The organism is Campylobacter concisus, assembly GCF_002913715.1.
In the GTDB taxonomy this organism is placed as follows: domain Bacteria; phylum Campylobacterota; class Campylobacteria; order Campylobacterales; family Campylobacteraceae; genus Campylobacter_A; species Campylobacter_A concisus_AG.
The window spans coordinates 563,976-581,214 of record NZ_PPCE01000009.1; the positions used below are offsets into that span (position 1 = coordinate 563,976).

Genomic DNA, 17,239 nt, shown 5'->3' on the forward strand with positions numbered 1-17,239 from the left:
AAAATGAAAGAAAAAATTTATAACGCACTGTCAAATATCGTTGATCCAGAAGTTGGCTTTGATATCGTTTCGCTTGGACTTATATACGATGCGAGCTGCGATGAAAATGGCAAAGCAAAAGTTACTATGACGCTTTCAACCAAATCTTGCCCGCTACATGAAATGATACTTGGCTGGGTAGAAACTGCCGTGCTTGATATAGAAGGTGTCAAAGAGTGCGAGATCGATCTTGTCTGGGAGCCTGAGTGGAATATACAAATGGCAAGCGATTTTGTAAAAGCCCAACTTGGAGTTTAAATTTTAAGTTTTTGGATTTAAAGGTTTGTAAATTTCTAATAAGCTAGAGAGCAAAAGCTCTCTAGAAATTTTAAGGAGTTTGTTTTTTTATTAGTCCATTTGATGGCGCATAAATGATGGCACATCAAGCTGTGACATATAGTCTTCGTCGTATCCACCACTAACTTTTTTAAGTCTTAATATACGCTCTTTTTTTATGATATCGCTTGCATTAGAAGTTTGTACTTCATCTTTTTTTTCAGTTTCTTTTTGTGAGCTTTGAAAACCTGTTGCTATTATTGTAACTTCAACTTTATTGTCTTCTATTTTGTCATCAGTTGTTGTACCAAATATAATTTCAGCATCTTCATCCGCTGCCTCATGAATAATACTCATCGCATTATTGATATCAGCTAGTGGGCAACTAGGGCTTATTCTAAAATGAACTAAAATACCAAATGCACCATTTATTGTCATGTTATCAAGAAGTGGTGATTGTATAGCATTTTTTATAGCTTCTTGCGCTGCATCTTCGCCGCTTGCTTCACCAACACCCATTAAAGCTAGCCCTCTATGGCTCATAATCGTTCTAACATCCGCAAAGTCTAGATTTATGTCGCTTTTTCCTGAATCAAGCACGATTGTGCTCATACCATTGACGGCTCTTGCAAGTACTTCATCAACCATTTCGAAGCTTTCTTTTATGCCAGCATTTTTATCAATTAGTGTTAAGAGTTTATCGTTTGGAATGACAACAATAGAATCGCTTTCTTTTCTAAGTTCTTCAAGTCCACAATCAGCCAGCTTTCTACGTTTTTTTCCTTCAAACATAAAAGGCATAGTAACAACTGCAACTGTTAGTGCACCAATATCTTTTGCAGCTTGAGCAACTACTGGAGCTGCGCCTGTACCAGTTCCACCACCAAGTCCTGTACCAATGAAAACTATATCTGATGTCTCAAGTGCACTTTTTACTTCATCGTAGCTTTCTTCAGCAGCAGCTTTTCCTATTTCAGGTCTCATGCCTGCACCTAGGCCTTTTGTCGTCTTTTCTCCAAGCTGTATTTTTGTATGTGCAAGAGAATTTTCAAGAGCCTTGGCATCTGTATTGGCAACAATAAGATCGATGTTTAAATTTGGGTTGACTCTTATTATGTGGTTGACCATATTGCCACCACCTCCACCTACACCTACGACTTTTATCTTTGCACCATAGATGCTTTTATTTTCTTCTACTGTGAAGCTACTCATTTTTGAAATTCTCCTTAAAATAATTGTGTAATACTATACCAAAATTTTGCAAAAGCATTTGGCTTTTTTTCTTGTTTGCTAATATCTGCAATATTGGCAAGCTCTTCTTTGTTTTTTGATTTATTTGCTATCTCTAATTCAAAATCTTTATCAGAAAAACTATCCTCTTTTTCATTTGGATCCTGCACCTCTTGTCCAAAATTTTGTACATTTTCTTCTTCTACAAAAACATTTCTAAAATTTACTTTCGGTTTAGAGGCTATTTCCCCTTGGTATCTCATTTTTTTCTCAGAATCAATCTCGTATGGGCTAAAGTTGCCAGCACCATACAAACAAAGCCCTATAGCACAAGAATTTGCTGGGTCTCTTAAAATTTCAAATAATCCATCCATTTCTTTTGGTTTTGCTATACGAACTGGCATTTTATCAAATATCGCAGATGCAAGATCCCTAATACCTTCTAGCTTAGTCATGCCGCCAGTAAGTATTATTCCAGCACCAATGCTATCTTTATAGCCGCTATCTTCTAGCATCTTAGCAAGTACCATAAGGGTTTCTTCTGCTCTGGCATATATAACATTTGATATTATGTCTAGTGAAACTTCGTGGCTTTTTGTTTCATCTCCAAGGATCGGGAGCTCTATTAAATCAACTGACTTATTTATTAAAGCGCCATAACCTAATTTTATCTCTTCTGCCTTTGGAAGAGGTGTATGCAGAGCCATAGAAAGATCATTTGTAATGTTTGCTGAGCCAACAGGTAAAAATTCATTGTATCTTATAGAATTTCCAGAATGTACCACAAGATTACAAGTCGCACCACCCATATCAACAAGTGCGGCACCAAGTTCTTTCTCATCTTTTGTTAATGTTGCTATCGCAGAAGCATATCCTGAAAGCACTATATTATCTAGTTGAACACCTGCTAAATTTACGGCTTTTCTTAGGTTGCTAATAGATGACTTTTGTACTGTAACAATATGTGTTTGAACTTCTAGCCTACTACCGTTCATACCTATTGGATCTTCAATATGTTCTTGCCCATCTACTTTAAAATTATAAGGAAGAACATGTAGTTTTTCATATTCATGAGGTATGTCAGCCGTATGATCGGCCATTTGCATAGCACGCTCAATCTCTTTTATACCTATTTCATGATTTGGTATATTTACTACACCGCTACTATCAACGCTTTTTGTATACGCACCAGAAATAGAAACTATGACTTTTTCATAGCGTGTTCCTGCAACTCTTTGTGCTTCTATCAATGCATTTTTTATCGACTTTGCAGCTTGTTCAATATTAGTTATAACACCTTTTCTTATTCCCTGCGTTTTTTCAGTTCCAATTCCAATTATCTTAATACCATTTTCATCATGTTGTGCTATTACTGCACAAATCTGGAAAGAGCCGATATCTATACCTAAAATTTTTGTACTCAAGATAAATTACCTTTTGATATATTCTTTAACTTCATAGTATTTTTTAAGTTTGTTTGTTAAATCTTTTATTAGCTCATTATTTTTAAGCATTGTAACGTTCTGCTGTGTTATTTGCTTATAGTTATTATCTATATTATCTACAAGCAACCTTTGTTCCAAAATGTCGTATATAACGGCCTTGTCTTTTAATATAACATAATCTTTTTTGTTGTTAGTTTCAAAAAGTTGAGAAACAAAAGCTCTAGTTTCACTTTCATTTAGTCCTAAGATAGAGCCATTTATATCTCTACTGATAAAGCCTATATCAGTTCCTTTGAAATTTTGTAAAGACTCTTTTGCTATGGTTATTAAGTTTTCTTTTTTCTTTTTATCTTTGTAAATTTCAAGTACCATTGCTCTTGCTTGTTCAAAACTCATAGGTTGTGGAGGAGTTATGCTTTTTACCCTAACTATCAAATATCCATCTTTGTATGTAAATGGTTTTATAACCTCACCAACTTTTGCCCCTTTTATTTCATCAAGTGAGAATGTTGCATTATCTTCATTTATACTAACAAATTCATTTGTTGCAAGCTCAGCTTTTTTGATAGAGGTATATTTTTTTAAAGCATCAGTCTTGCTTTTTTCGATATTGTAGTCTTTGATAACTTCAGTCTTTACTTCGTCAAATGATTTGATTTTATCATCAGAGCCTTTGTATCTCTCCTTATTTTCGTTATAGTAGTCACTCAAAGTAGTTTGATTTACATCATTTTTATTTGACTCTATAAAGTATGTTTCTAGACCATATATAGTCTTTGTCATATAGTTGTTTTTATTTGTTTCCCAAAGATTCTTTAGCTCTTTTTCATCTATTTTTATATCACTTTGATTAGCATTTATTATCTGTATTGCTAATTTGTCTTGCATAAAAAAGCTTGCTTCCATCATTGCAATGTCTTCTTTGCTGGCTGGTAAATTTAAAATAGTTCTAAGTTTATCAAGTAGTATTGTTAGTTTTAAATTTTCTTCAAAATCGGTTGGATTTATTCTGGCCCTTCTTAAAATATCGTAGTATAAATTTTTATCAAAAGCACCATCTTTTTGAAATGTTGGATCAGCGATTATATATTTTAAAATATCATCTTTACTAACACTAAGACCTATATCGTCTGCAAAATTTAATAGTAAATTCTCTTGAATTGTAGCCTGAAGTGCAGCATTTTGTAATCCTAACTCATTAGCCTTTTCTTGAGTTAATTTGCCATCAAAAAGATTATTGTAGTATTGATATAAACTATCGTATTTTTGTTGCAGTTCTTGAATGCTTATATTTCTGTGTCCTACTTTTGCTATCGAAGTGGCTCGATTGCTATTTAAATCATATGCTCCCCAGCCTACAAAGCCTGCTCCAACAAAGGCTATTGTACTTACCCAAATGGTAACAACTAGGTATTTTTTATGTTTTTGCATCCAAGACAACATTAAATTTTCCTTTAAAAGACTAACGAAATTTGTATGATATATTATATAAAATTGCCTTAAATAAGCTTAAAATAGGGGCTTTAAAAATACCTTTGTGAAGAATTTTGCTAACAATTTTTTAGTATTGTTAGCAAAATTTTTAAATACTATAATCGCTATAACCACTAGTTAAATGAAGCAATTTGCAACTATTTTCTAGCAAAGCTATCTCTTTTGCAAGAAGCTGAGGGCTTCTACTGTATGCGTAAATGCCATATCCTTTAACGATAATAATATTTGTATTTTTTTCTAGCATATATCTATAAATTTCAGTTTCTGCACGTTCATACCAGTCATCATATTGTTTTGGATCATAAACAGAAATTTTATCAAATCTCATATACCCAAAATAATCTTTCGGTACTATTTTTTCATGTTTCATTGCGTAGGCAGTTGCGTATGGTGGCATCGCGTAGCAAACAAATCTCGCCTCATTTATATTTTTATAAATATTTAAGTGTATATCAGCATCAAGACTAGCTTCATTCCAGCGATAGTCTTTTTTTGATGAAAGAAGCGTCAAGTCATCATCTTTTAAATTATCAAAAATGGCATTTTGTTTATTGATTATAAATTGATTTTTTTCGACTCTTGCCGAAATCGAGCCGTGAAAGACGCCAAAAAAATTCTTTCTAAACATAGAAAGTGATATTGTTTTTATCTCATTTATTGAGTGTTCTAGCTCCATTTTTCCTCCTACGTTTAAGCGATTATATTTAAGCTATCTTAAAATTTATGTAAAATTTTACGTAATGATAGCTTTTTAAGTAAAATTTCGATAAATTTTCCACACTATTTACTATAAAGAGGCAGTGTTGCAAAGTCCACATATCAGTGTTTTACTCGATGAAGTTCTATCCTTTTTTAAAAATCTAAATGGAAATTTTATAGATTGCACGCTTGGATATGCCGGACATTCTAGCGCCATTTTGTCTCAAAATAAAAATTTAAATTTAATTGCCTGTGATAGAGATAACGAAGCTATAAATTTTTCACTAAAAAAACTTGAGCCATTTGTCAGTAGGGTTAAAATTTATAAAAGTAACTTCTCTGAATTGACTAGCAAGCTAAGTCAAGAAGAAATTTTAAATGTTAGAGGAATTTTGGCTGACATCGGCGTTAGCTCGCTTCAGATAGATAAAGATGATAGAGGCTTTAGTCTTGGCTCAAGTACGCTTGACATGCGCATGGACAAAGAGCGAAATTTTAGCGCATATGATGTTGTAAATGATTACTCTTTTGATGAGTTGGTTAGAATTTTTAGAGATTATGGCGAGCTAAAAAATGCTGCCGGGATCGCAAACAAGATTATAAATGCTAGAAATTTAGGCAAGATAACGAGTGCAAAAGAGCTTGCAAATTTAATAGGTACAGCCCATATAAAAGGGCGTGGAGTTAGCCCTGCAATACTTGCCTTTCAAGCCATCAGGATAGAGGTAAATGGAGAGCTAGATGAGCTAACAAATTTACTTGATAGTATAGAAAAATGTGGGTTTAAAGATTGTCTTGTGGCGATTATTACATTTCACTCGCTTGAAGATAGGATCGTAAAAGAGCGCTTTAAAAAATGGGCTAATAGCTGTATCTGCCTACCTGGTGTTTATAGATGTGAGTGCGGAAATAACCACGGACTAGGAGAAATTTTAACCAAAAAGCCACTAACAGCAAGCCAAAATGAGTTAAAGATAAACTCACGAAGCAAGAGCGCAAAACTGCGGGTTTTTAAGATAAAGGGATAAAGATGCAAGAAAAAGAAGAGCTACTAACGCTTCACGACGAGGAGCAAAAACGTGAAGTAAATTTAAGCTTTAAGACATTAGTGATGGTCTATTTAGCTGTTTTTATAGCTTTAGCTATATTTTTGCCAAAAATTTACATAGCAAACCAAATTTATTATATAAGTAGAGATATAGCGGACATTAGCGGTAAGCGAGATATGCTTTTAGAGGAAAATAGAGCTCTTAATATAAAGCTTGAAAATTTACGTTATAAAAATCAAATTTTAAACAATATGCAAGAGCGTCAATGGAAATAACGAAACATTTAAAGCTTTATTTATTCTCATCTAAATTTTTGCGATTCAATTATATTGGCAAATAATATAGCTATTTTGTATATAACTGCACAAAAATAAAATTAGCTCAATAAACAAAGCCAAGCTTAACTTGCTAATTACTTTCTTTTTGAGAGATTAGCTTTTCATATATATATTGTTCTAAATCTTTTTTTGATATGTCATTTTTTATAGCAGTATTATAAATTTCTTCGACCTTGCTTGAGTATTTTTCGTAGCTAAAATAGGGAAAATGCACACTCCAGGCTTTCTTGATAAGATCGTGGCTTATCTCTCTTCTTGCCCAAACTTTAAACATATCAAAGCCAATGAAAACGGCCGAAGTAACGACAGCAGTCGCTATTATAGATATGTGTGCATCAGTTTTTGCTAAAAAATGATGCGTGATGATTAACAATGGAAATAAAATGACAAAACAGATAAGTGCATAAATCTGATAGAGCTTGATGTGGTTAAATCTAAAATTTAGTTTTGCTCCATCTATTAGCATACCTTCGTTAAAAAGGGCATTTGCTTCAAGTAGATCCCTAAATAAAACTGGCTGTTTTGAAACAAAAAAAACGTTTTTTATGATTCTATCTTTTAAAGTTTCTTGCATTTTTTATAGACTTTTTACCTTTGAAATTTTGGCTCATTATATCTAAGAATCTATAAATTCAAACAAAATTAGATACAATTTGCCCAAAATTTAAGGAGCTAAAAATGGCAGATCAAGCTTTACAAACCGTCTTTTTAAATGGAGAATTTTTACAAAAAGACGAGGCAAAAGTTAGTGCTTTTGATAGAGGATTTATATTTGGTGATGGAATTTATGAGGTTGTGCCTGTGATAAATTCAAAAATGGTTGATAAAGATGGATTTTGGGCGAGATTTGAAAGAAGCTTAAACGAGATAGATATAAGCTTGCCCTACGAAAAGGAAAAATTTGAAGCGATTTTAAACGATATAATCGCTAAAAACGCCTTGAAAGAGGGCGGAATTTACATGCAAGTAACAAGAGGTGTGGCATTTAGAAATTTCTATTTTATGGAGAATTTAACACCAAGTGTCTTTATCTTTTGCTACGAGAGTGAAATTTTAAACAATCCTGCTGCAAAAACTGGCATAAAAGTGGTAAGCGTCGAGGATATAAGGTGGAAGAGGCGTGATATCAAGTCTATCTCGCTTCTGGCTCAGTGCTACGCTAAAAATGAAGCTCACAAAAAAGGCGCAGACGAGGGCTTTATGGTGGAAAATGGCTTTGTCACAGAGGGCTGTAGCTCAAGTGCTTTTATCATCAAGGATAAAACTCTAATCACAAAACCACTTTCAAATGAAATTTTGCCAGGAATTCGCCGTATGAGACTTTTAAAGATTGCTAAAGATATTGGCCTTAAGATAGAGGAGCGAAAATTTAGTATGGATGAAGTTTATAACGCTGATGAAGTCTTTATCTCGGCCGCAACACTCATACTCCTACCAGTCGTTTATGCTGATGGCAAGGCGATAAATGGCGCAAAAGTGGGAGAAATTTCAAGCAAACTCCGAGAAATTTATGCTGGTGAACTTTTAAAAGAAGCTGGACTTTGAGAGAAAAAATCTTAATAAGTGCTTGCCTAGTCGGCATAAATTGTAAATTTAACGGCGAAAATAATCTTTTAAGTAAAGATGTTTTAGATGAAATTTCAAAGAGATATCATTTGCTTTTTATCTGTCCAGAGGTTTATGGTGGGCTTAGCACGCCAAGAGAGCCAGCTGAGATGAAAAATGGCGCAGTTATTTGTAAATTTTCAGGTAAAGATGTGAGTAAAAATTTCAAAAGTGGAGCAGAAATTTGCCTGAGAATAGCCAAACTAAATGGTTGTAAAAAGGCTATTTTAAAATCAAAAAGTCCAAGTTGTGGAAGTGGGCAAATTTATGACGGAAGCTTTAGTAAGAGACTTATTTTAGGCGATGGTATCACAGCAAAACTGCTAAAAGAAAATGAAATTTTAGTTTACGGCGAAGATGAGATAGCAGGGCTTGATGTCTGATAAACTAAAAGGCAACGTTATGCTTGAGGTGATCTTTAAGTGCGCCCTGGCAAGGTTTTGTATATGCTCTCAATGATGTAAAAGTGGGCGAGGCTTTAAAGAAAAAGCTCAAATAATATAAAAGTAAAAAGCGAGAATAAGGCGATGAAGCAAATTTATAAAAATAACGATGAAAAGATGTTTTATATCTTTGTTTTGATCGTCGAAGCTATATTTAAGGATAAGGAAGAAATTTGAAAAAAGGTATATTTTTAGCACTTAGTGTTGCTTTGTTTTTGGGTTGTTCACAGACAACAAAACCAGAGCCAAACAAGCAGCAAAATGCCCTGCCAGACGAAAATGTCTATAAGCCAAATGAGCGCATCAGCTTGCTTGAATTTGAAGTAAAACAAGACGCCTCGTCGCTACCTCAAAATATGCAAAGTGCGAGTTTTAATCAAGATGAAATTTTAAAAAGAAGGTTTAAAGTTTTTACCCTTAGAGGCGTGAAATTTAACCCAAATGACGCTTTTTGGGCGTTTAATGTATATAAACCAAGCGAGAAGAGAAAGTATTTTGGCTCAAATTTTAGGCAGATACCGCAAAGCTGGTTTGACGCACAAAAGGACAATGCAAATTTCGCTGGCTTTTTGCAAATTTCAGCTTACGCTCTAACTTCAGCAAACACAGCTGTAAGAAATTTCCCAACCGACGAGCCGATATTTTTAAACCCGCAAACTCCAGGTGAGGGCTATCCGTTTGACTATCTGCAAGAATCCACCCTAAGCATCGCTCATCCGCTCTTTGTATCGCACCTCTCAAAGGATAGGGCATGGGCGTTTGTGAGTGATGATGCGGTTTGGGGCTGGGTGAAGGTTGAAGATATCAAATTTATAAGCGACGAAGAGGCGCTTGCCTATCAAAAATCAAGCTTTGTAACGATAAAAACCGACAAGATGCCAGTTTATGACAAGGGCGGAAACTTTTTGTTTTACTCACGTGTCGGCGCGATACTGCCAGTTTTGGCGCAAGATGACAAAAACTACTACGGCAAAATTTATGTAAGAAACATGCTTAGGGAGTTTGTCCTCCCAAAGTCTTTTAGCGCCCTTTTTCCACTTAAATTTAATGACTCAAATTTAAAGACAATTCTTAGTTCGCTTCTTGCTCAGCCTTATGGCTGGGGCGGGGTGGATAAGCTAAGAGACTGCTCGCTTTTTACAAAAGACTTGCTAGCAAGCTTTGGCGTGTGGTTACCTAGAAACTCAAAAGCTCAAGCAAATATGGGGCAAAAATTTGATCTAAAAGGACTTAGTAACGCTGCTAAGACAAAAGAGATAAAAGAAAAAGGTGTTCCATATCTCACTCTCGTGCATCTGCCAGGTCACATCATGCTCTATGCTGGATATAAGGGCGATGATATCTACGTCGTGCATGACGCTTGGGGGCTAAAGACTGCAAACAACGGCCGCGCGCTTATCGGAGCGACCGCGATAACTACGCTAAATATCGGACAAAACAGAAGCGACATACAAAGTGCAAATTTGCTAATTTCTAAGGTTGATTCTATAAATGTGATGAGGCCTGAGCAAGGGATGCTAGATAAGGCTAGAAAGATGTCAGCTTTGCAAAGAGCTTATGGCGTAAAGATCGAAGAAAATTTGGTTAAATTTAGTGATGGCACGAGCCTAGTCTATGATGATTTTAAACAAAAAGATGAAGAGTGCAGCACTGGGGCTGATATCGAAGATATGAACGCACTTGATTACGCTGCATTTTCGCCACTAAGCACTGCTCTAAGTGATGCTGGTAGGTGCAGAAACTACGAGCTTTTAGGCAAAATTTACGGCTCAAGCGAGAGCGCGGTAAAGGTAAATTTGGTTGATGTCATCTGGATAAAGGATTTTTTAAATTTACCTTTAAAATTTAACTCTAAAAATGGCGCTGCAGCTGCTTTGCAGGATGTGAGCAACGAGCTAAATGAGATGGTAAAGAGCGATCCAAATTTACTTGAATACCTAAAAGATCCAGGCGGGACATTTAAGTGGCGCATCATCGCTGGCACAAACCGCCTAAGCGCGCACAGCTACGGCATCGCGATCGATATAAATGTAAAAAAGAGCCACTACTGGCAGTGGAGCAAGGGCTATCAAAATTTAATCCCTGAAAAGATCGTGCGAGTTTTTGAGAAGCATAAATTTGTCTGGGGCGGACGCTGGAAGCACTTTGATACGATGCATTTTGAGTATCGCCCAGAGATGTTTGAGTAGATGAAAGATCAAATTTTAGAAATTTTATCTCGCTCAAACCTCTTTTTAACAGGCGGCGGAGGTGTTGGCAAGAGCTATCTAACCGCCTCTATCATCAGACACTACAAAGAAAATTTCAAAAACGTCGTCATCCTTGGCTCAACTGGCATAAGCGCTGTTAGCCTTGGAGGCGTGAGCTTGCATAGCTTTTTTAAATTTGGTTACTGCAAGGACTACGAGGAGCTAAGGCGGCTTGACTACCGCCAAAAAGATAAGCTAAGCAAACTACGAAATATGCTAGATGCCTGCGATCTGCTTGTAATAGACGAAATTTCGATGGTTAGCTCAAATGTCATGGAGATGATAAGATACCGCTTGCTTACCTCTAAATTTAAAGGCAGGGTGCTTATAGTGGGCGACTTTTATCAGCTCCCACCTGTGCAAAAAGAGCAAAATGAGAGCAAACTTTTTAACTTTTTATACGCTTTTAACTCCAGTGCGTGGGAGGATATGAAATTTACAAATGTCGAGCTGCTCGTCTCAAAACGCACAAATGATCTTAAATTTTATGAAATTCTCTCTCGCTTAAGAGTAGGCGAGCTAGATGATGAAATAATGAGCTATATAGAGAGTTTAAGAGTGACCAAGATAGAGCCAGATGATGATACGAGTGTGCTTTTTGGCAGAAATGCCGAGGCTGAAATGCTAAATCAAAAAAGGCTTTTGGAACTTGGCACGCCACTTGAAATTTCAAACTCAGATGTGAGCATTTTGGATGAAAATTTAGATAAAAAAGAGTTTGAAAAATGGGCAAATACGCTAAATATCTCAAGAGATTTGGAGATGAAGATAGGCGCAAAAATCATCTTTACGTCAAATAAATGGGGCGAGTATTATAATGGCGAGCAAGGCAAGATCATGCAAATCTTAAAAGAAAACGGAGTCATCTCAAGCGTGATTGTAAAAAAAGATAGTGGCGAAATTTGCGAGATAGAAAAAGCTGCTTATATATTTAGTTCGTTAAATTTAAACGAAGATGAGATCGAAGAAAATGTACAAGCATCGCTCTATCAGTTTCCATTTAAGCTTGCTTACGCTCTAACTATCCACAAATCTCAAGGAATGAGCATAAACTCGCTCATTTGTAATATCAACCACATTTTTGCCAAAGGACAACTCTACGTAGCACTTTCTCGTGCAGTAAGTCCTAAAAATTTAAAACTTTTTTATGATAAAAAAAGTGATTTTAGGCAGCATTTAAGAAAAGTGGTTAAAATTGACGACGAAGTTAAGAAATTTTACCAAGAAAACGTATTTTTGCATATTAAGGAGAATTTATGAAAAAGCTATTTTTAAGCCTTGCTTTTTGTATTTTTGCATTTGCAGACGTGCTAAAAGTAAGAGATTTTCAAACAGATATTTATTCAAAAGCTGGACAAAATTTAACAAAAAAGATAAATATGAATCTTGAAGTTGTCGGACGTGATGTTGAAGAAAATGAAGCGTATGTGCTTGATGCTTTAAACATAATAGTTGGTAGCTTTTACGTGGAAGATATTTTAACCTCAATGGGAAAAGAGAAATTTAAAGAGCTTTTTATAAAATACGCAGCCAAAAAGCATTCGCTTGATATTGACGATGTGCTTATTTTAAATATAAAAGTGATAAATAATCTAGAGCTAAGCGAGATCATAAAAGCGATAAAAAGCCAAAATTTATGCTCTGATCCAAGCGTAAATGAAGATGTGATGACAAAGCCAGAAAAGAAGAAAAAAGGCAACGAGATCATCGTCGCGCCTGATCCAAATGACGTGGTGCAAAAGCCGATCGATCTAAATAATGTGCAGGAATTTGGAAAAGACTTCGGAGAGAAGTGAGTAAATTTGGCTAAAAGCTAGCCAAATTTATTGATTTACGATATCGTAACCTTGTGGGATGACTGGAGTTAGCGTCTCTTTTGGGATGAGTGCGTCTTTTACAGGATTGCTTAAAGTGATTTTTATCTTGTTTGAGAGTTTGTCTTTATAATCAATCGTCGTTGGAAGCGTGTTTTTGATCGTTATAAAGTACTCAACCCCGTCATATATCGCCTTATAAAGTGTCGGCTGAATTTGCTCTGCGTGAGCTAAGACCTGCGTCAAATTTGGCGTATCATCTAGCCTTGAAATGATGGCTTGCTCAAGCTCATCTTCGATCACGACCACCTTGTCTTTGTCAAAGTAAATTCTCTTTGGTGTTGGACTTTCATATATCCAAAGCGCGGTGTTGTCGCTTTTAGCGTAAAATCTACCTTTATAATTTACACTCTTGCCCTCGCTAAAGACAGTTTGAGTAAAGTCACTTTGCAGGCTTTTAAAATTTAAGCCAGCGCCAAATGAGCAAACTGCGACAAGAGATGCAACTAAAAATTTTCTCATTTTTTATCCTTTTTTGGCGTATTCTAGCCCAGTTTAATTAAATAAATAGTTAAACTATGCTAAGATCCAAAGTTTAAAAATTTAGGAAGGTAGAATAATGATTTCATCGGTATTTAGAAAGATTTTTGGCACGAAAAACGACAGAGAAGTCAAAAAATATATAAAACGTGTGGCGCAGATAAACGCGCTAGAGCCTACTTATGAGAAGATGAGCGATGATGAGCTTAAGATCAAATTTAATGAGCTAAAAGCCCAAGTCGTCGAAGAGAAAGTCACTTTAGATCAAATTTTAAATGATGTCTTTGCGTTAGTTAGAGAGGCTAGCAAAAGAGTGCTTAAGATGCGCCATTTTGACGTGCAGTTAATAGGTGGCATGGTGCTAAACGAGGGCAGGATCGCTGAGATGAAGACAGGCGAGGGTAAGACCTTGGTTGCGACTTTGCCAGTTATCTTAAACGCGATGACCGGCAAGGGCGTGCATGTAGTGACCGTAAACGACTACCTTGCAAAGCGTGACGCTACGCAAATGGGCGAGCTTTATAACTTTTTAGGCTTAAGCGTTGATGTGATACTAAGTGGTGGATACGACGATGAAGTAAGACAAGCTGCCTATAACGCCGACATAACATACGGCACAAACTCAGAATTTGGCTTTGACTACCTTCGTGATAATATGAAATTTGAAGCTGGTCAGAAGGTGCAAAGAGGCCATAACTTCGTTATCGTGGATGAGGTTGATAGTATCTTGATAGATGAGGCTAGAACACCGCTTATAATCTCTGGTCCAACAAACCGCACGCTTGATGGCTATATAAGAGCCGATCAAGTCGCAAAACAGCTTACCAGAGGCACTCCAGCTGATCCAAACGTGCCAGGCTCAAAGCCAACGGGGGATTTCATAGTAGATGAAAAAAATAGAACTATAATGATCACAGAAGCTGGCATAAGCAAGGCTGAAAAGCTCTTTGGCGTTGAAAATTTATACAACCTTGAAAATGCCGTGCTAAGCCACCACCTAGATCAAGCTCTAAAGGCGCACAATCTCTTTGAAAAAGACGTTCATTACGTCGTAAAAGATGGAGAGGTTGTCATAGTTGATGAATTTACAGGACGTCTAAGTGAGGGCAGGCGCTTTAGCGAGGGGCTTCACCAAGCGCTTGAGGCAAAAGAGGGCGTGAAGATTCAAGAAGAGAGCCAAACTCTTGCCGATACAACATATCAAAACTACTTTAGGATGTATAAAAAGCTTGCAGGTATGACTGGTACGGCTCAGACTGAGGCTACTGAGTTTTCTCAAATTTATAACCTTGAAGTTATCTCGATCCCGACAAACGTGCCAGTTAAGAGGATCGATCAAAACGACCTTATCTACAAAACTCAAAACGAGAAATTTAAAGCGGTCATCGACGATATTAAAAAAGCTCACGAAAAAGGTCAGCCAGTGCTTGTAGGAACTGCAAGTATCGAGCGTAGTGAGGTGCTTCATGAGATGCTTAAAAAAGCTGGCATCCCACACTCTGTGCTAAATGCTAAAAACCACGAAAAAGAGGCCGAGATCATCGCGCAAGCTGGCGTAAAAGGCGCTGTGACTATCGCTACAAACATGGCTGGACGTGGTGTCGATATCAGGATAAATGACGAGGTGAGAGACCTTGGCGGCTTATATATCATCGGCACCGAAAGGCACGAAAGTAGAAGGATAGATAATCAGCTTCGTGGCCGTGCTGGACGTCAGGGCGATCCTGGCATGAGTAGATTTTATCTAAGTCTTGAAGATAATCTTTTAAGAATTTTTGGTAGCGACCGCATAAAAGCGATCATGGATAGGCTTGGTATCGACGAGGGCGAAAGTATCGAGAGTCGCATGGTAACAAGAGCTGTTGAAAATGCTCAAAAGAAAGTTGAGAGCTTGCACTTTGAGGCTAGAAAGCACTTGCTTGAGTATGACGACGTGGCAAATGAGCAAAGAAAAACCATCTATAAATACCGCGATGAACTACTTGATAAAAACTACGATATGAGCGAAAAGATAGCTCAAAATAGAAAAGAGTACGCTGCAAATTTACTTGATATGGCTGAAATTTTCCATGGTGGCTTGAAAGATGACTTTGATATTAAAAATTTATGCTCTATCATTCTTGTAGATTGTGGCGAAGAGATAGACGAGAGTGAGCTAAAAGGCCTAGAGTATGATGAGCTAATAGAAAAGCTTGCACAAATTTTTGAAGTAAGATATAACGAAAAAATGAGTGTGCTAAATGAAGATCAAAGAAAAGAGATAGAGAAAATTTTATACCTTCAAGTGCTTGATAATGCGTGGAGAGAGCACCTCTATCAAATGGATATCCTAAAAACTGGTATCGGCCTTAGAGGGTATAATCAGAAAGATCCGCTTGTCGAATACAAAAAAGAGAGCTATAACCTCTTTATGGAGCTAGTTAGCAGGCTAAAAAGTGAGAGCGTTAAGACGCTTCAGGTTGTAAGATTTAAGAGCCGTGAGGAGCAAGAAGAGCAAGCTAGAATGATGCTTGAAGCTAGTCAAAATGCTGAAAATGAAAATTTAAGCTATAACAACCAAGACGGAGATGAAAATTTCACACCAGAAAAAAAGATACCAAGAAACGCTCCATGCCCTTGTGGAAGCGGTAAAAAATATAAAGATTGCCACGGAAAAAGTGGCCCTAAAAAAGGCATATTTGCTTAAAATTTCTACTTTTAAGGCGCCAAAAGCGCCTTAATCTTTTAAAGGCTATTTGATGACAAGCTTACCAAAGTACCTACTTTTTAAATATTTAAGATTTGATAAAACTCAGCCATTTATCACTCTAAGTGCCTTGCTCGCCTTTCTTGGCGTTAGCATCGGACTTATGGTCTTAATCGTTGCGATGGCGATTATGAATGGATTTGACAAAGAATTTGAGCGTAAACTTTTTACGATGAATTATCCAATAACCGTTCAAAGTGCCTTTAAAGGCTCTATTGATGATGACTTTGTTGATGAGCTAAAGGCAAAATTTAGCGATCTTAAATTTAGTCCATTTATAAGCACACAGGTCATTTACCGCTCGCCAAATGCTCTTGAGGGCGGACTGGTTTATGGCGTAAATTTTAAAGATGAAAAACAGATAAACTCAGTCGTAAATGAAGCTTTAAAAGATAAAGAGCTAGATGGTTTTGAGATACTTGTGGGAAGTGGCATAACGAGTGAGTTTAGACTAAGAAGCGATGAGAAATTAACGCTTATCTTTACAAAGGCCGATCCAGCTGGCTTTTCGCTAACGCCAAAGATGAAGCGCTTTGACATCGGTGGCTCATTTACATCTGGGCTGATCGCCTATGACAAGGCATTTTCATATACTTCAGTTGATTCTTTGAGGAAAATTTTAGACTATCCAAAAGGCGTTTATGATGGAATTCATATCTTTTCAAGTAAGCCATTTGATGATATAAAAAGAGTGCGTGAAGGCCTGCCAACTGGCACGGTTGCCATTGGCTGGTGGGAGCAAAATGGCAACTTTTTCTCAGCGCTCGCACTTGAAAAAAGGGCACTTTTTATCGTTTTGATGCTTATTATCCTTGTGGCGTCGCTAAATATCATAAGCTCGCTACTAATGACAGTGATGAACCGCAGGCAAGAGATCGCTTTGCTTCTTGCACTTGGAGCTAGTAAAAGTGAGATAAAAAGAAGCTTTTTCTATCAAGGGCTAGTAATCGGCGGTGGCGGCATTATATTTGGCTTGATACTTGGCTTTTTAGGGCTATTTTTGCTTGGAAATTTCAACATTATAGACTTGCCGGCCGATGTTTATGGCTCAAGTAAACTTCCACTCGAGCTTTCAACCATCGATCTTGTGCTTATTATAGTTGGAGCTGTATTTATCGTGGCTATATCGTCTTATTATCCAGCTAAAAAAGCCACAGAAGTAAACGTACTTCAAACTTTAAGAAATGAGTAGAGCCTAGAGACTTAGGCTTGCTCATTGCTTGTAAAAGTTATTTTTAAAAGATTATTTTAAAACCGAACATAAACTTGTAA

The 17,239-nt window shown here is 36.6% G+C and carries 15 protein-coding genes and 2 pseudogenes; 11 read left to right on the forward strand and 6 right to left on the reverse strand.

The window, feature by feature from the left end; all coding sequences use genetic code 11:
* The first annotated feature begins 3 nt into the window (after positions 1 to 3).
* Positions 4 to 297, forward strand: a complete 294-nt coding sequence (locus CYO92_RS06825) for a metal-sulfur cluster assembly factor (RefSeq protein ID WP_021091019.1) — start codon at positions 4 to 6, stop codon at positions 295 to 297.
* A 90-nt stretch (positions 298 to 387) separates the two neighbouring features.
* Here the strand turns inward: CYO92_RS06825 and ftsZ are convergent, their stop codons facing one another.
* The 4 genes from ftsZ to CYO92_RS06845 form a co-directional block, all read right to left on the reverse strand.
* Positions 388 to 1,527: a cell division protein FtsZ gene (gene ftsZ / locus CYO92_RS06830; protein WP_021090604.1), complete on the reverse strand. Its 1,140-nt coding sequence runs from the start codon at positions 1,525 to 1,527 to the stop codon at positions 388 to 390.
* Between the two features lie 14 nt (positions 1,528 to 1,541).
* The gene (gene ftsA, locus CYO92_RS06835) at positions 1,542 to 2,969 is read right to left on the reverse strand and encodes a cell division protein FtsA (RefSeq protein WP_103589435.1); all 1,428 of its coding nucleotides are present in this window, start codon (positions 2,967 to 2,969) and stop codon (positions 1,542 to 1,544) included.
* 6 nt (positions 2,970 to 2,975) lie between these two features.
* A complete protein-coding gene (locus CYO92_RS06840; protein WP_103589434.1) occupies positions 2,976 to 4,433 on the reverse strand; it encodes a peptidylprolyl isomerase in 1,458 nt (485 codons plus the stop codon).
* A 139-nt stretch (positions 4,434 to 4,572) separates the two neighbouring features.
* Positions 4,573 to 5,160, reverse strand: a complete 588-nt coding sequence (locus CYO92_RS06845; protein WP_084108231.1) for a class II aldolase and adducin N-terminal domain-containing protein — start codon at positions 5,158 to 5,160, stop codon at positions 4,573 to 4,575.
* 127 nt (positions 5,161 to 5,287) lie between these two features.
* Between CYO92_RS06845 and rsmH the strand changes: the two genes are divergently transcribed.
* Positions 5,288 to 6,211, forward strand: a complete 924-nt coding sequence (rsmH, locus tag CYO92_RS06850) for a 16S rRNA (cytosine(1402)-N(4))-methyltransferase RsmH (RefSeq protein ID WP_103589433.1) — start codon at positions 5,288 to 5,290, stop codon at positions 6,209 to 6,211.
* A gap of 2 nt (positions 6,212 to 6,213) precedes the next feature.
* The gene (locus tag CYO92_RS06855) at positions 6,214 to 6,507 is read left to right on the forward strand and encodes a hypothetical protein (protein WP_021090986.1); all 294 of its coding nucleotides are present in this window, start codon (positions 6,214 to 6,216) and stop codon (positions 6,505 to 6,507) included.
* Positions 6,508 to 6,640: 133 nt separating this feature from the next.
* On the opposite strand, the gene CYO92_RS06860 is transcribed toward CYO92_RS06855, so the two are convergent.
* A complete protein-coding gene (locus CYO92_RS06860) occupies positions 6,641 to 7,144 on the reverse strand; it encodes a hypothetical protein (protein ID WP_021090515.1) in 504 nt (167 codons plus the stop codon).
* 104 nt (positions 7,145 to 7,248) lie between these two features.
* Here CYO92_RS06860 and CYO92_RS06865 point away from each other — a divergent pair, with 104 nt between their 5' ends.
* The 5 genes from CYO92_RS06865 (at position 7,249) to CYO92_RS06890 (ending at position 12,663) form a co-directional block, all read left to right on the forward strand.
* Positions 7,249 to 8,115 carry a D-amino acid aminotransferase gene (locus tag CYO92_RS06865; protein WP_087578664.1) on the forward strand — a complete coding sequence of 289 codons (867 nt, stop codon included), beginning with the start codon at positions 7,249 to 7,251 and terminating at the stop codon, positions 8,113 to 8,115.
* Positions 8,112 to 8,558, forward strand: a complete 447-nt coding sequence (locus tag CYO92_RS06870; protein WP_103589432.1) for a DUF523 domain-containing protein — start codon at positions 8,112 to 8,114, stop codon at positions 8,556 to 8,558. Before CYO92_RS06865 ends, CYO92_RS06870 begins: the two co-directional genes overlap by 4 nt.
* A gap of 233 nt (positions 8,559 to 8,791) precedes the next feature.
* On the forward strand, positions 8,792 to 10,807 hold the full coding sequence (locus CYO92_RS06880) for an SH3 domain-containing protein (RefSeq protein ID WP_103589431.1): 2,016 nt from the start codon (positions 8,792 to 8,794) through the stop codon (positions 10,805 to 10,807).
* Complete coding sequence (locus tag CYO92_RS06885) at positions 10,808 to 12,127, forward strand: ATP-dependent DNA helicase (protein WP_103589430.1); 1,320 nt, start codon at positions 10,808 to 10,810, stop codon at positions 12,125 to 12,127.
* The gene (locus CYO92_RS06890; RefSeq protein ID WP_103589429.1) at positions 12,124 to 12,663 is read left to right on the forward strand and encodes a hypothetical protein; all 540 of its coding nucleotides are present in this window, start codon (positions 12,124 to 12,126) and stop codon (positions 12,661 to 12,663) included. Before CYO92_RS06885 ends, CYO92_RS06890 begins: the two co-directional genes overlap by 4 nt.
* A gap of 27 nt (positions 12,664 to 12,690) precedes the next feature.
* Here CYO92_RS06890 and lolA read toward each other — a convergent pair whose 3' ends face one another.
* Entirely contained in the window at positions 12,691 to 13,203 is a 513-nt protein-coding gene (lolA, locus tag CYO92_RS06895; protein ID WP_012001621.1) for a LolA-like outer membrane lipoprotein chaperone, read from the reverse strand.
* Between the two features lie 97 nt (positions 13,204 to 13,300).
* On the opposite strand from lolA, the pseudogene secA reads away from it, so the two are divergent.
* The 3 genes and pseudogenes from secA to CYO92_RS06905 form a co-directional block, all read left to right on the forward strand.
* Positions 13,301 to 15,697, forward strand: a pseudogene (secA, locus tag CYO92_RS06900) (preprotein translocase subunit SecA); the annotation flags it as partial.
* A 108-nt stretch (positions 15,698 to 15,805) separates the two neighbouring features.
* Positions 15,806 to 15,907: pseudogene (locus tag CYO92_RS09680) on the forward strand (SEC-C metal-binding domain-containing protein); the annotation flags it as partial.
* A gap of 52 nt (positions 15,908 to 15,959) precedes the next feature.
* Positions 15,960 to 17,159 carry an ABC transporter permease gene (locus CYO92_RS06905; protein WP_103589427.1) on the forward strand — a complete coding sequence of 400 codons (1,200 nt, stop codon included), beginning with the start codon at positions 15,960 to 15,962 and terminating at the stop codon, positions 17,157 to 17,159.
* The last annotated feature ends 80 nt before the right edge of the window (positions 17,160 to 17,239 follow it).